The sequence below is a fragment of the Streptomyces durocortorensis genome (genome assembly GCF_031760065.1).
Lineage (GTDB): Bacteria > Actinomycetota > Actinomycetes > Streptomycetales > Streptomycetaceae > Streptomyces.
In genome coordinates this window covers 180,028-194,216 of sequence record NZ_CP134500.1, presented here as the reverse complement: position 1 = coordinate 194,216, position 14,189 = coordinate 180,028, and the positions used below count along the sequence as shown (strand labels likewise).

The 14,189-nt window shown below is 72.7% G+C and carries 9 protein-coding genes; 5 read left to right on the top strand and 4 right to left on the bottom strand.

The genetic code is table 11. The features are described from left to right. The first annotated feature begins 82 nt into the window (after positions 1–82). Together RI138_RS00820 and RI138_RS00815 are read left to right on the top strand one after the other, a co-directional pair. Positions 83–2,314 (top strand): serine/threonine-protein kinase, encoded by a 2,232-nt coding sequence (locus RI138_RS00820; RefSeq protein WP_311118313.1) that lies wholly within the window; start codon positions 83–85, stop codon positions 2,312–2,314. A gap of 74 nt (positions 2,315–2,388) precedes the next feature. After that, positions 2,389–3,978, top strand: a complete 1,590-nt coding sequence (locus RI138_RS00815) for a phytoene desaturase family protein (protein ID WP_311118312.1) — start codon at positions 2,389–2,391, stop codon at positions 3,976–3,978. Positions 3,979–4,050: 72 nt separating this feature from the next. Here the strand turns inward: RI138_RS00815 and RI138_RS00810 are convergent, their stop codons facing one another. Continuing rightward, the gene (locus tag RI138_RS00810; protein ID WP_311118311.1) at positions 4,051–5,949 is read right to left on the bottom strand and encodes a serine hydrolase; all 1,899 of its coding nucleotides are present in this window, start codon (positions 5,947–5,949) and stop codon (positions 4,051–4,053) included. 229 nt (positions 5,950–6,178) lie between these two features. On the opposite strand from RI138_RS00810, the gene RI138_RS00805 reads away from it, so the two are divergent. Both RI138_RS00805 and RI138_RS00800 read left to right on the top strand, forming a co-directional pair. Continuing rightward, a complete protein-coding gene (locus tag RI138_RS00805; protein ID WP_311118310.1) occupies positions 6,179–7,288 on the top strand; it encodes an NAD(P)H-dependent flavin oxidoreductase in 1,110 nt (369 codons plus the stop codon). Beyond that, complete coding sequence (locus tag RI138_RS00800; RefSeq protein WP_311118309.1) at positions 7,285–8,835, top strand: acyl-CoA synthetase; 1,551 nt, start codon at positions 7,285–7,287, stop codon at positions 8,833–8,835. Before RI138_RS00805 ends, RI138_RS00800 begins: the two co-directional genes overlap by 4 nt. 478 nt (positions 8,836–9,313) lie before the next feature. Here RI138_RS00800 and melC2 read toward each other — a convergent pair whose 3' ends face one another. Together melC2 and melC1 are read right to left on the bottom strand one after the other, a co-directional pair. Beyond that, complete coding sequence (melC2, locus tag RI138_RS00795; protein ID WP_311118308.1) at positions 9,314–10,141, bottom strand: tyrosinase MelC2; 828 nt, start codon at positions 10,139–10,141, stop codon at positions 9,314–9,316. 16 nt (positions 10,142–10,157) lie between these two features. Next, positions 10,158–10,541 carry an apotyrosinase chaperone MelC1 gene (gene melC1 / locus RI138_RS00790; protein WP_311118307.1) on the bottom strand — a complete coding sequence of 128 codons (384 nt, stop codon included), beginning with the start codon at positions 10,539–10,541 and terminating at the stop codon, positions 10,158–10,160. 558 nt (positions 10,542–11,099) lie between these two features. Between melC1 and RI138_RS00785 the strand changes: the two genes are divergently transcribed. Beyond that, complete coding sequence (locus tag RI138_RS00785; protein WP_311118306.1) at positions 11,100–12,599, top strand: acyl-CoA synthetase; 1,500 nt, start codon at positions 11,100–11,102, stop codon at positions 12,597–12,599. A gap of 130 nt (positions 12,600–12,729) precedes the next feature. Here RI138_RS00785 and paaK read toward each other — a convergent pair whose 3' ends face one another. After that, on the bottom strand, positions 12,730–14,025 hold the full coding sequence (paaK, locus tag RI138_RS00780) for a phenylacetate--CoA ligase PaaK (RefSeq protein WP_311118305.1): 1,296 nt from the start codon (positions 14,023–14,025) through the stop codon (positions 12,730–12,732). Positions 14,026–14,189: the final 164 nt, after the last annotated feature.

The following is a 14,189-nucleotide window of genomic DNA, read 5'->3' as shown; positions in this document are numbered from 1 at the left end:
CGCCGCCGGGCGGCCATACTGGACCGGCCGGGGAGGGCGCAACGGCGGGGAGCGGCGGGACTACGGGGGCGGGAAGCGGCAGATGGCGGACACCAGGCTGATCCAGAGCCGCTACCGGCTGCTCGAACTGATCGGGCGCGGCGGCATGGGCGAGGTGTGGCGCGCCCGCGACGAGTCGCTGGGCCGGCAGGTCGCCGTCAAATGCCTCAAACCCATGGGCCCGCAACACGACCAGGCCTTCACCCGCATCCTGCGCGAACGCTTCCGACGTGAGGCCCGGGTGGCCGCCTCCCTCCAGCACCGGGGCGTCACCGTCGTCCACGACTTCGGCGAGCACGAGGGCGTGCTGTATCTCGTCATGGAGCTGCTCGACGGGCACAACCTCAGCCAGCTCCTGGAGGAGAACAAGCAGCACCCACTGCCCGTCGACCATGTCGTCGACATCGCGGAACAGGTCGCCGACGCTCTCGGCTACACCCACCGCCAGGGCATCGTCCACCGCGACCTCAAGCCCGCCAACATCATGCGGCTGACCGACGGCACCGTGAAGATCTGCGACTTCGGCATCGCGCGCCTCGGCCACGACATCGGTATGACCTCCCGCCTCACCACCACCGGCATCGCCATGGGCACCCCGCACTACATGTCGCCCGAGCAGATCAGCGGCAAGGAGGTCGACCACCGCAGCGACCTCTACTCGCTGGGGTGTGTGCTGTACGAGATCGCCACCGGCGTCCCGCCGTTCGACCAGGACGACGCCTGGGCCGTCCTCGTCGGACACCGCGACACCCGGCCGGAACCGCCGCGCACCCACCGTGCCGAGCTCCCCGGTTTCTTCGACCGCGTCGTCCTCGACCTGCTCGCCAAGGCCCCCGACGAACGCCCCGCCGACGCGGCCGACCTGCGCCGTCGCATCGTCCTCGGCCGCAGCGGCGAACAGCCCCTCCCCGGCCCCCTCACGCACAGCGGGGACGCCCCGCGTGAAGCCGTCCTGCCCCCCTGGACCCGCTCCATGACGGTCGGGCGCAGGGCGGTCGGCACCCTGTACGGCGCACCCGAACCGTCGAACCCGGCCGCCGGGCTGACGGGGCGGTGGACCGCGGCGACCGCCACCGCGCCCGCCCCGCACTCCCACTCCTTCGTGTCGGTACCGACCGGGCCGCCCGACCCGGACCTCCTCGCCGCCCTCGCGGGCCGCCACAGCGCGGGCATCGACCTCGGCCGCCTGGGCCGCTGGGAGGAGGCGGGCGAGGTGCACCGCGCGGTCGCCGCCCAGCGCGCACGCGTCCTCGGCCCGGACCACCCCGACACCCTCGCCAGCCGCTACGAGGTCGGCTTCACCCTCAGCCGTACGGGGCGGGCCGAGGACGCCCTGCGCGAGTTCGGCCGGGTCGCCGAGGGCCGCGAACGCACCCTGGGCGCCGACCACCCGCAGACGCTCGCCGCCCGCCAGGAGACCGCGTACGTCCTCGGACAGCTCGGCCGCCACGCCGAGGCCCACCAGGTGTACGAGACCGTCCTCGCCGCCCGCGAACGCGCCATGGGCCCCGACCACCCCGACACCCTGCGCTGCCGCCACAACCTGGCGTTCAACCTCGGCCGGCTCGGGCGGCCCGAGGAGGCCTGGCAGGTGGCCCGCGAGGTCGCCGACGCCCGCGCCCGGCTGCTCGGCCCGCTGCACCCCGACACTCTCGCGACCCGCTACGAAGTGGCGTACGTCCTGGGCCGACTGGGCCGCCACGCGGAGGCGCTGGAGACCTACCAGGACGTGGCACGGGCCCGCGCGACCGCCCTCGGGGCCGACCACCCCGACACCTTCGCCGCCCGCTACGAGACCGGCATCAGCCTCGGCCGCCTCGGCCGCAACGCCGAGGCCCTGGAGCTGTACCGGTCGCTGGTCGCCGACCGTACGCGGACGGCGGGGCCGGCCGACCCCGAGACCCTGCGCGCCCGCCACGGCCTCGGGGTCAACCTGGGGCGGATGGGCCGCTGGGAGGAGGCCCTGTCCCAGGCACGCGACGTCTGCGCCCTGCGGGAACGCACCCTGGGACCCGATCACCCGGACACCGTGACCAGCCGCCGCGAGGTCGCGGTGGGCCTCGGCTGGCTCGGCCGCTGGAACGACGCACTCGTGGCGTACCGGCAGGTCGCCGAGGCGCACAGCCGGGCGCTGGGCCCCGCGCACCCCCGGACGCTGGCCGCCCGCAACGACGAGGCGCACTGCCTGGAGCGGCTCGGACGGTCGCAGGAGGCCGCCGGTATCCACCGCGCCCTCGCCGCCCACCGCGCACAGAACGCGGCACCGCCGGGCTGACGCCCGGCGCCGCGGCGTGGCCCGGTGACCCGCCGCCTCTGGTCCCGGACGGACGCCGCGTGCTACGAAGGTGCATGCCCGCACCTCAGTCTCGCTCTCCCCGGTCCGTCGCAGGTCAGCCGCCCGCCCGGGACCGGTACGACACCGTGATCGTCGGCGGCGGCCACAACGGTCTGGTCGCCGCCGCCTACCTCGCCCGCGCCGGACAGTCCGTCCTGGTCCTGGAACGCCTCGGCACCACCGGGGGAGCGGCGATCTCGACCCGCCCCTTCGCCGGGGTGGACGCCCGGCTCTCGCGCTACTCGTATCTGGTGTCCCTGCTGCCGGACAAGATCGTCCGTGACCTCGGCCTCGACTTCGCCGTACGCAAGCGGAACGTCTCCTCCTATACCCCCGCCGTGCGCGACGGGCGCCCCACCGGACTGCTCGTCGCGGGCGAGGGCACCCGGGAGTCCTTCGCCGCGCTCACCGGCGGCGAGCGCGAGTACGCGGCCTGGCAGCGGTTCTACGGGATGACGCGACGCGTGGCCGAGCGGGTCTTCCCGACGCTCACCGAACCACTGCCCGGCCGGGACGTCCTGCGCGAGCGGATCGATGACCCCGACGCCTGGCGGATGCTGTTCGAGGAACCCCTCGGCGTGGCCGTGGAGGGGAACTTCACCGACGACCTCGTGCGCGGCGTCGTCCTTACCGACGCCCTGATCGGCACCTTCGCCGACGCCCACGACGCATCGCTCCTCCAGAACCGGTGCTTCCTCTACCACATCATCGGCGGCGGCACCGGAGACTGGGACGTCCCCGTCGGCGGCATGGGCGCACTCACCGACGCGCTGGCCGAGGCGGCCCGCGCGGCGGGCGCCGAGATCCGCGTACGGCACGAGGCGACCCGGATCGAGACCGACGGCCACGCCGCCGAGGTCGCCGTCCGCACCCCGGACGGCGAACACACCGTCGCCGCCCGCCGGGTACTCGTCAACGCCTCCCCGCAGGCACTGGCCGCCCTCCTCGGGGACACCCCGCCCCCGCCCTCCGAGGGCGCCCAGCTCAAGGTGAACATGCTGCTCACCCGGCTCCCGAGGCTCCGCGACCGCGCGGTCGACCCGCGGCAGGCCTTCGCCGGGACGTTCCACATCGCCGAGGGGTACGGGCAGTTGGCCGATGCCTACCGGGAGGCGTCGGCCGGACGGCTGCCCGCCGCCCCGCCGTCCGAGATCTACTGCCACTCGCTGACCGACCCCTCGATCCTCGGCCCCGAGCTCGCCGCGCGCGGCTACCAGACCCTGACCCTGTTCGGCCTGCACACTCCGGCGCGGCTGTTCGCCGCCGACAACGAGGCCGCCCGCGCCGCCCTGCTGAAGGCGACCCTCGCCGAACTGGACGCCCACCTGGAGGAGCCGGTCACCGACTGCCTGGCCCTCGACGAGAACGGCGAACCCTGCATCGAGGCCAAGACCCCGCTCGACCTGGAGCGCGACCTGAGGCTGCCCGGCGGCCACATCTTCCACCGCGACCTCGCGTTCCCGTACGCGGAGGAGGGCACCGGCCGCTGGGGCGTGGAGACCGCGCACGCCAACGTCCTGCTCTGCGGGGCGGGCGCGGTGCGCGGCGGCGGGGTCAGCGGGGTTCCCGGCCACAACGCGGCGATGGCCGCGCTGGGGCGGTGAGCGGGGGCGGCCCGGGGACGCGAACGGGCGGTGGCCGGCAGGCGACCCGGCCCGCCGCGTGGTCCGGGTCGCTCAGTCCGCCGACGGCACCCAGCCCGCCGCCCCGATCCGCCCCGCGTCCCGGGGCCGGTCGGAGTCGAAGACCGTATGGGCTCCGTCGCGGACCCGCAGGCCGTCCACGTACGCGCCGCGCCCCACGTACAGCTGGTCCGTCGTGTAGCGCCACCGCAGCCGGACACGCTTCCCGCGCCACGCCGACAGGTCCGCCTCCAGCCGGTGCCAGACGCGACCCGACCAGCCGGACACCCAGCCCGCCGGGTGCGGCTGCGGGTCCGGGCGGTGGCCGGGGCCCGGGCGCACGGTGGTGAACGGCACGGGCTGCCAGTCCTGCCCCGCTGCCCCCTCCGACGCCTCCAGGACGAGGCGGTCGGCGGACGGTTCGGTGTCCCACCACAGCGCGCAGTCCAGCCGGGCCCGGGCCGAGCCCAGACGCAGGGCGGGCAGGGTCAGCGTGGCGGTGGACGCGCTCGCCATCCCCGAGAACCAGGCCGTACGCCCCCGCTCGGGCCGGACCGGGACGGCCCGAGCCAGCCGGTTCGCGGCCGCCACCCGGGGCGCGCTGCCCGAGCGCCAGCTCCGCACCGGGTGAACGGAGTTGCCCAGCACGATGAGGAAGGTGTCCGTCGACGGGTCGAGGACCAGACTGGTACCGGTGAACCCGGTGTGGCCCGCGCTGCGGGGGGTGGCCATCGCACCCATGTACCAGTGCTGGTAGAGCTCGAAGCCGAGCCCGTGCTCGTCGCCCGGGAACGCGGTGTTGAAGTCGGTGAACAGGAGGTCGGCCGAGTCCTCGGACAGGATGCGGGAGCGGCCGTAGGTCCCGCCGTTGAGGAGGGTCCGGGCGAGGACGGCCAGGTCCCAGGCGCAGGAGAACACCCCGGCGTGGCCCGCCACCCCGTCCAGGCTGAACGCGTTCTCGTCGTGCACCTCGCCCCAGACCAGCCCGCGCTCCAGGCCCGACCAGGGCCGCCGGGCGTCCTCGGTCGCCGCGATCTTCGGCTTCCAGGAGGCGGGCGGGTTGTAGCGCGTGCGGTGCATTCCGAGCGGGGCGGTGATCTCGTCGTGGAGCAGGGCGTCCAAGGGGTGGCCGGTGATCTCTTCCAGGATCAGTTGCAGCGAGATGAGGTTGAGGTCGGAGTAGAGGTAGGCGCTGCCCGGGGCGCTCGCCGGGACCTCGTTCCACAGCATCCGGAGCTTTCCCTCCCGGGTCGGCTCCTCGTAGAGCGGAATCCAGGACCGGAAACCCGAGGTGTGCGTCAGCAGCTGACGGACCGTGACGTCCTGCTTGCCGCCGCCCGCGAAGTCGGGGAGGTACGAGGCCACGGCGGCCTCCAGCTCCAGCGTGCCGCGCTCGATCTGCTGGACCGCCAGGATCGAGGTGAACAGCTTGGAGACCGATGCCAGGTCGAAGACGGTGTCCTCGGCCATCGGGATCTGCCGGTCCGCCGGGAACTCCACCCCGGTGCCGGTCTTCTCGTCGTACGCGGCATAGCGCACCGCCTTGCCGATCGGCCGGTGCAGCGCCACCGTGCCGCCCCGCCCGGCGAGCAGCACCGCACCCGCGTACCAGGGGTGCTCGGGGGAGTCGGCGAGGTACGCCTCGGCGTCCCGTACGAGCTGGTCCAGCGGCTCCTGGAGCAGCCCGGCGTGTGCGGCGCTGCCCCGGCGCAGCGTGGGCCGGTGTGCCCCTGCGTCCATGTCCGCTCCCACTGCTCCGTTGGTGGTGCCGCCCGCCACCGGGGCCCCGTCCGGCCTCCTCCGGGCGGCCGCTCCCGCGAGCGGAACCGGCGTCAGCGCGAGCGCCCCGCCCAGGGCCAGTATCCCGCCGCCCAGCCTGCGCCGGCCGATGCCGCCACCGGGCACGCGCCTCTCGGCCGCCGCCCGCCCGTCGCCCTTCGCTTCCCCGGTCATCCGCGACCCCTTCCCGCGCCGGGTGCCCGGCCGCCGGGCCGCGCTCGCGCCCGCGTGCCCCACCCGCGCGAAAGTAACTTCCGCAATCCCGCCGGGCAGTGAAAGTCCCTGCCGTCGCAGAGGTTACTGTCACCCCCGCCCTCCCGTACGTCTCCCGACCCGCAAAGAATCTGACGTTCCATCAGGAAATCTCTTCCCTCGGCCGCGCCGCTGCGGCATCCTGCCGCCCATGGAGACGGAGCTGAGCCAGCAACTGGGAATCGAGCACGCGATCTTCGGCTTCACGCCGTTCCCCGAGGTGGCCGCGGCCATCACCAGAGCGGGTGGCTTCGGCGTGCTCGGGGCCGTCCGCTACACCGCGCCCGACGACCTCGCGCGCGACCTCGACCGGCTGCACAAGCACGCCGACGGCAAGCCCTACGGCCTCGATGTCGTCATGCCCGCCAAGAAGGTCGAAGGCGTCACCGAGGCCGACGTCGAGGCGATGATCCCCGAGGAGCACCGCGGCTTCGTGCGGGAGCTCCTCACCCGCTACGGCGTGCCCGAACTCGCGGAGGGAGAGGCGTCCGGCTGGCGCATCACCGGCTGGATGGAGGAGGTCGCCCGGGGCCAGCTCGACGTGGCCTTCGACTACCCGATCAAGCTCCTCGCCAACGCCCTCGGCTCCCCGCCCGCCGACGTGATCCAACGGGCCCACGACCACGGGGTCCTCGTCGCCGCCCTGGCCGGAAGCGCCCGGCACGCCCGGCGGCACGCGGAGGCGGGCATCGACGTCGTCGTCGCCCAGGGGTACGAGGCGGGCGGCCACACCGGGGAGATCGGCTCCATGGTGCTGGTCCCCGAAGTCGTCGAGGCCGTCGCCCCGCTGCCCGTGCTCGCCGCCGGAGGAATCGGCAGCGGCGAACAGGTCGCCGCCGGGCTCGCCCTCGGCGCCCAGGGCGTCTGGCTCGGCTCCCTCTGGCTCACCACCGAGGAGGCAGACCTGCACTCGGAGGCCCTCACCGCCAAGCTGCTGGCCGCGGGTTCCGGCGACACCGTCCGCTCCCGCGCCCTCACCGGAAAGCCCGCCCGCCAGCTCCGTACCGCATGGACCGACGCCTGGGACGACACGGCCGGGCCGGGCACCCTGCCCATGCCGCTCCAGGGCCTGCTGGTCGCCGAGGCCGTGTCCCGGATCCAGAAGTACGAGGTGGGAGAGCTGCTCGGCACCCCCGTCGGGCAGATCGTCGGGCGGATGACCAGCGAACGCAGCGTGCGGGCCGTCGTCGACGACCTGACCCGCGGCTTCGAACGGGCTGTCACCCGCATCAACCGCATCGCCGGAAGGAGCGCCACGTGAGCCAGCCCCCCAACGGCTTCTGGGCCCAGGCCGCCGCCGACCCCGACCGCACGGTACTGATCGCCCCCGGCGGCGAGGAGTGGAGCGCGGGCCGGCTGCACGCCGACGTCAACCGCATGGTCCACGGACTGCGCGCGGCGGGACTGCGCGAGGGCGACGCGTTCGCCGTCGTGCTGCCCAACGGCGTCGAACTCCTCACCGCCTACCTCGCCGCATCCCAGGCGGGCTTCTACCTCGTCCCCGTCAACCACCACCTCGTCGGCCCCGAGATCGCCTGGATCGTCGCCGACTCGGGTGCCCGGGCCCTGATCGCCCACGAACGCTTCGCGGCCGCCGCGACCGCCGCCGCCGACGAGGCGGAGCTGCCGGCCGGTCACCGCTACGGCGTCGGCGCGGTACCCGGCAGCCGCCCGTACGCCGAGCTCCTCGAAGGGCACCCCGTGAGCCCGCCCGAGGGGCGCACCCTCGGCTGGGTCATGAACTACACCTCCGGCACCACCGGCCGTCCGCGCGGCATCCGCCGACCGCTGCCGGGCAAGCGGCCCGAGGAGACCTATCTCGGCGGGTTCCTCGGCATCTTCGGCATCCGGCCCTTCGACGACAACGTCCACCTGGTCTGCTCGCCGCTCTACCACACCGCCGTACTCCAGTTCGCGGGCGCCGCACTCCACATCGGCCACCCGCTCGTCCTGATGGACGGCTGGGCGCCCGAGGAGATGCTCCGCCTCATCGACGCGCACCGCTGCACCCACACCCATATGGTCCCGACCCAGTTTCACCGGCTGCTCGCGCTGCCCGACGAGGTGAAGGCCCGCTACGACGTCTCCTCCATGCGGCACGCGATCCACGGGGCGGCCCCGTGCCCCGACCATGTGAAGCGGGCCATGATCGAGTGGTGGGGGAGCTGCGTCGAGGAGTACTACGCGGCGAGCGAGGGCGGCGGGGCGTTCGCCACCGCCGAGGACTGGCTGAAGAAGCCCGGCACCGTCGGCAGGGCCTGGCCGATCAGCGAGCTGGCCGTCTTCGACGACGACGGCAACCGCCTGCCGCCCGGCGAACTGGGCACCGTCTACATGAAGATGAGCACCGGCGGCTTCAGCTACCACAAGGACGAGACCAAGACCCGCAGAAACCGCATCGGCGACTTCTTCACCGTCGGCGACCTCGGCGTGCTGGACGCGGAGGGCTATCTCTTCCTCCGCGACCGGAAGATCGACATGATTATCGCCGGTGGCGTCAACATCTACCCCGCCGAGATCGAGTCCGCCCTGCTCACCCACCCCGCCGTCGCGGACGCCGCCGCCTTCGGCATCCCGCACGCCGACCGGGGCGAGGAGGTCAAGGCCGTCATAGAACCGGCGGAGGGCCACGAGCCGGGCGAGGCGCTCGCCGCCGAGATCCTCGCCCACTGCGAGGAGCGGCTCGCCGGGTACAAGCGCCCCCGGAGCGTCGACTTCATCGCCGCCATGCCCCGCGACCCCAACGGCAAGCTCTACAAACGGCGGCTGCGCGAGCCGTACTGGGAGGGCTTCGAGCGCCCGTTGTAGCCCACGACCGGGGCGACCGGGTCCGGAGGGGCAGGCCGCGCTCCCCCCCGGACCCGCGTTGTCCGCCACCACGGCGACCGCAGAGCCGGTTCCGACGGGCAGGAGCTGCCCCAGCAGAACGCTGTCGTCGGCGACCGACGCGGGGGCGGCGGTATCGCCTCCAAGCAGGAGTCGCCCCCCGACCGCAGGGCCCCCCGCTCTGCGGTACGGAGGGCCTCCATGCGCTCCTCGTACTCGGCCAGGAGACGTGCGGTCACCTCGCCGGGCTTCGTTCACCGCCTCGCCCCGTCGCCATCGGGGCGGGGGCACCGTGGCGCATGGGCCCTCCTGTCCGCCTCCCCGCCGGTGTCGGCGGTGTGGTGGCGTCCGCTGAGCTCCGCCGTGGCCGACACGCGGGCTCAGGGGGCCTGTCCCGCTCTCTGTGCCATGGCCGTTCGATGCCCGACCGGTACTCCCGGTTCCGCGCCGGCCTGGGTGCTCAGGCCGGCGTGTCGTAGGTGTAGTGCGGGATGTGGTCGAGCATGTCGGCCGGTGTCACGTCGTTCCACGGGCGCATGGTGCCATGCAGATCCACCACGTCGGCGGTGCCCGTGGCCGGGAGGTAGGGCGAGTTCGGGTGGCGCGCCTGCCAGTCGGTCCACAGCTTGTCGATGTAGGCGTGGTGCAGCCAGAACACCGGGTCGTTGGGCGAGACTCCGGTGGCCATCTGGCCGCCGACCCACACATGGACCCGGTTGTGCAGATTGACGCCGCGCCAGCCCTCCAGATGGTTGCGGAAGCCGTCCGACGCGCTGTTCCACGGCGCGGTGTCGTATGTGCTCATGGCGAGCACCGAGTCGACCTCGGCCCGGGTCGGCAGCTGCCGGCCGCCGGCTCCGAGGTCGCGGCGGAGGTAGCTGCGCCCGTCCACGCGTACGGTGATGGGCCATCTGCCCGCGTCCGACGCGAAGGGTCCGGTCATCACCCGGCCGTCTCTGCTCCGCCCGGTACCGCCAAGGAAGTCGTCCGCCCAGAGCGAGGACGCGGCGGTGCGGTCGGCGGCCCAGTCCCAGTACGGCAGCGCCACGGACGCGTCCACGGACTGGAGTGCCTGCTCGAACTGTATGAGGAATCTGCGGTGCCACGGCAGGAACGAGGGCGAACGGTGGCCGACCCGCTCACCGTTGTCCGTGTCGCTCATGATGAAGGCGTTGTGCGTGGTGACGAACGTGTCGTAGCGGCCGCTGCGCTTGAGCTCCAACAGGGCGTCTACGAAGCGCTTCTTCTCGGTGGCGGTGAGGTTCGCCTGGTTCTTGCGTACGGTCATGGCTGGTGCTCCGGGTTCAGGCGAGGGCGAGAGGGACGAGTGCGGCGCCCTGAAGCTCGGCGACGGCGGCGCGGGCCACGGCGAGCGGGGTGGCGAAGGTCTCGTAGTGGTTGACAACGCTGATCCAGGTGCCATCGGCGTTGCGCATCACATGCAGCTCCTTGCCGTCGATGTGCACCTGGTAGCCGCTGCCGTGGTCGTGGTGTCCGCCGTGGTGGGAGGGTGCTCCCTGTATGCGGCGGCCCTGGTAGACCTCGTCGAAGGCGGCTCGTTCCGCGGCTGTAGCCCGAGGTGCGGGGGTGGCGGAAGGGCCGGCGGCGCTGGCCACGCCGGCGACGGCGAGTCCGGCGAGGGCTCCGGCGGAGGCGCCCAGTGCGCGTCGGCGGGTGATTCTGGACATGGGTGTTCCCCCAGGTGTGGCGGTGTTCGATGAACGGTCCGAAGGTCGGGCGGACCGCTGCGGCCATGCCTACAGGTAGTGGTGCGTTGGCAAGAAGTGGTTGGCCGCGATGCGGACATGTCGGCACACGTAGTGGAGAGTTGAACAAAGTTGATCTTGCGGCGCAGCGCGGCGTGCGGGGCGTGCGGCGCAAATCTTGCACCTGATGTGCCCATCGTCCGAATAATTTCCGGTGAAGGGTGGAGAATTGTGCGCGTCCTCACATGTGAAACATGACCGGAACATATGCGCGCGCTCGGTCTCGCCGAGGGGCTTCGTCATGTCGGTCCGGGCTGGAATGCCGCCGACACGGCGAACAGGGCGAGACCGGCAACTCCGAGCAGCCTCAGACGGTTGCGCGAAGTCAAGGTCTTCCTCCCAACGGTGCGGGCGGCGCGGGCGGTTGACGGACCGTCCCGACAGCTGAGTGCCACTCGGCCCGGGGGCCCGGCGACTGTCGACCGTCTGGTCGGTATCCAGCCTCTTGACCCCCGGTCCCCGGCCGCCCAGGATCGCGCCATGACCGGTGTACGCAGCAGCACAGTCGACGGCGTCCTCACCCGCAGCGCCCGGCGCACCCCCGCACGCAGCGCCGTGCGGTACGCCGACCGGGCCTGGACCTACCGCTCCCTGGACGCCGCGGTCTCCACGGCCGCCGCCGTCCTCACCGACGAGCACGCACTTGCCCCCGGCGACCGGGTGGCCGCCTACGCCCACAACTCCGACGCCTATCTGATCGCCTTCCTCGCCTGCTGCCGGGCCGGGCTGGTGCACGTCCCGGTCAACCAGAACCTCACCGGCGACGACCTGGCCTACCTCCTGGACCAGTCAGGATCCGCGCTCGTCCTCACCGACCCGGATCTCGCGGAACGCGTTCCCGCGGGCCACCCCGTACGTACCCTGCGCGACGCGCCCGGCTCGCTGCTGGAGGCCCTGGCCACCGAGCGGCCCTTCACCCCGGAGCACGCTCCCGCCTCCGGCGACCTGGTGCAGCTGCTCTACACCTCCGGCACCACCGCCCTGCCCAAGGGCGCGATGATGACACACGGAGCCCTGGTCCACGAGTACGTCAGTGCCATCACCGCCCTCGGCCTAACCGCCACCGACCGGCCCCTGCACTCCCTGCCGCTCTACCACTCCGCCCAGATGCATGTGTTCCTGCTGCCGTATCTGGCGGTGGGCGCGGAGAACACCATCCTCGACGCGCCGGACGCCACCCGGATCTTCGACCTCGTCGAAGCGGGCCTGGCCGACAGCCTGTTCGCCCCGCCCACCGTCTGGATCGGCCTCGCCAACAACCCGGAGTTCACCGCCCGTGACCTCACCGGTCTCCGCAAGGCGTTCTACGGGGCCTCGATCATGCCCGTACCCGTCCTGGAGCGGCTGCGCGAACGCCTGCCGCGCCTGGCCTTCCACAACTGCTTCGGCCAGAGCGAGATCGGGCCGCTGGCCACGGTCCTCGGCCCCGACGAGCACGAGGGGCGGATGGAGTCCTGCGGCAGGCCCGTCCTCTTCGTCGAAGCCCGGGTCGTCGACGAGAAGGGCGAGGACGTCCCGGACGGCACCCCCGGCGAGGTCGTCTACCGCTCGCCCCAACTGTGCTCCGGCTACTGGGACAAGCCCGAGGAGACGGCGGCAGCCTTCCGCGACGGCTGGTTCCACTCCGGCGACCTCGCCGTCCGCGACACCGAGGGCTTCCTCACCGTCGTCGACCGGGTCAAGGACGTCATCAACTCCGGCGGCGTTCTCGTCGCCTCCCGGCAGGTCGAGGACGCCCTCTACACCCACCCCGCCGTCGCCGAGACCGCCGTCATCGGACTGCCGGACGACCGCTGGATCGAGGCCGTCACCGCCGTCGTCGTCCTGCGAGGCGAGGCGGACGAGGCCGAACTCATCGCCCACGCCCGCGAGAGGCTCACCGCCTTCAAGGCGCCCAAGCGGGTCGTGTTCGTGGACGCACTCCCGCGCAACGCCAGCGGAAAGATCCTCAAGCGGCAACTGCGGGACGAGCTGGCCTGAACCGGCCGCCCATCGCGGGCATGACCCAGCCGTGCAGGGCCACGCCGAGCGGCACACTCACGATGCCCGCTACCAGCCCCTCACGACGAGTGGGACCGGAGCACGGCCCCGACCTGCCCGGGGGCCGTGCTCACCGTGTGCCGGACTCCCGCAGGTCCACGATCCGCCGGATCTTGCCCACCGAGCGCTCCAGCGACTCCGGGTCCACGATCTCGACGCCGACCGACACCCCGATCCCGTCCTTCACCGCCGCCGCGATCGCCAGGGCCGCCGCTTCCCGCTCGGCCGCCGTCGCGTCGCCCCGCGCCTCGGCCCGCACGGTCAGCGCGTCGAGGCGCCCCTGCCGGGTCAGCCGGAGCTGGAAGTGCGGGGCGACGGCAGGCGTACGCAGCACGATCTCCTCGATCTGGGTGGGGAACAGGTTCACCCCGCGCAGGATCACCATGTCGTCGCTGCGGCCGGTCACCTTCTCCATCCGGCGGAAGGTCCGGGCCGTCCCCGGCAGCAGCCGCGTCAGGTCCCGGGTGCGGTAGCGGATCACCGGCATCGCCTCCTTGGTCAGGGAGGTGAACACCAACTCGCCCTCCTCGCCGTCCGGCAGCACATCCCCGGTGAACGGGTCCACGACCTCCGGGTAGAAGTGGTCCTCCCAGATGTGCAGGCCGTCCTTCGTCTCCACGCACTCCTGAGCCACACCCGGGCCGATCACCTCCGAGAGCCCGTATATGTCGACCGCGTCGATGGCGAACCGCTCCTCGATCTCCCGCCGCATCGCCTCCGTCCACGGCTCCGCACCGAAGATCCCGACCTTGAGGGAGGTCGTCCGCGGGTCGACGCCCTGCCGCTCGAACTCGTCCAGCAGTGTCAGCATGTAGGACGGCGTGATCATGACGATCTCGGGCCGGAAGTCCTGGATCAGCCGCACCTGACGCGAGGTCATGCCGCCGGAGGCCGGGATCACCGTGCAGCCGAGCCGCTCCGCCCCGTAGTGCGCGCCGAGCCCGCCGGTGAACAGCCCGTATCCGTACGCCACATGGACCTTGTGGCCGGGGCGTCCGCCCGCCGCCCGGATCGAGCGGGCCACCACGTCGGCCCAGGTGTCCAGGTCCCGTTCGGTGTACCCGACGACGGTCGGGCGTCCGGTCGTGCCGCTGGAGGCGTGGATGCGGCGGACATCGCGCTCCGGCACGGCGAACATCCCGAAGGGGTAGTTGTCCCGCAGGTCGGCCTTAGCGGTGAACGGGAAGCGCGCCAGGTCGGCGAGCGTACGGCAGTCCTCGGGCCGCAGTCCGGCACGGTCGAACGCCTCGCGGTAGAAGGGGACGTTGGTGTACGCGTGGTGCAGCGTGGTCCTCAGCCGCTCCAGTTGCAGGGCCTCCAGCTCGTCCCGGCTGAGCCGTTCCGCCGCGTCCAGCATGGCCGTCATCAGGGCCCTTCCTCTCCCGAAGCGGGTGACCGATCATTCGGTCGATCTTCCTGGGAGCAGTAATTCAGGAGGCCGGGTGCGCTGGCAAGAGGTGCGCGGAGCTCCCGCGAATCAGCCCGCCGCGAAGTACGGTGCGGCGGTGCACGGGTTCCTGTTTGGATGGC

What these genes read in the sequence shown, in the direction of transcription:
- RI138_RS00820 (WP_311118313.1), top strand. Translation starts at nt 83, where the DNA reads ATGGCGGACACCAGGCTGATCCAGAGCCGCTACCGGCTGCTCGAACTG.
- RI138_RS00815 (WP_311118312.1), top strand. Translation starts at nt 2,389, where the DNA reads ATGCCCGCACCTCAGTCTCGCTCTCCCCGGTCCGTCGCAGGTCAGCCG.
- RI138_RS00810 (WP_311118311.1), bottom strand. Translation starts at nt 5,949, where the DNA reads ATGACCGGGGAAGCGAAGGGCGACGGGCGGGCGGCGGCCGAGAGGCGC.
- RI138_RS00805 (WP_311118310.1), top strand. Translation starts at nt 6,179, where the DNA reads ATGGAGACGGAGCTGAGCCAGCAACTGGGAATCGAGCACGCGATCTTC.
- melC2 (WP_311118308.1), bottom strand. Translation starts at nt 10,141, where the DNA reads ATGACCGTACGCAAGAACCAGGCGAACCTCACCGCCACCGAGAAGAAG.
- melC1 (WP_311118307.1), bottom strand. Translation starts at nt 10,541, where the DNA reads ATGTCCAGAATCACCCGCCGACGCGCACTGGGCGCCTCCGCCGGAGCC.
- RI138_RS00785 (WP_311118306.1), top strand. Translation starts at nt 11,100, where the DNA reads ATGACCGGTGTACGCAGCAGCACAGTCGACGGCGTCCTCACCCGCAGC.
- paaK (WP_311118305.1), bottom strand. Translation starts at nt 14,025, where the DNA reads ATGACGGCCATGCTGGACGCGGCGGAACGGCTCAGCCGGGACGAGCTG.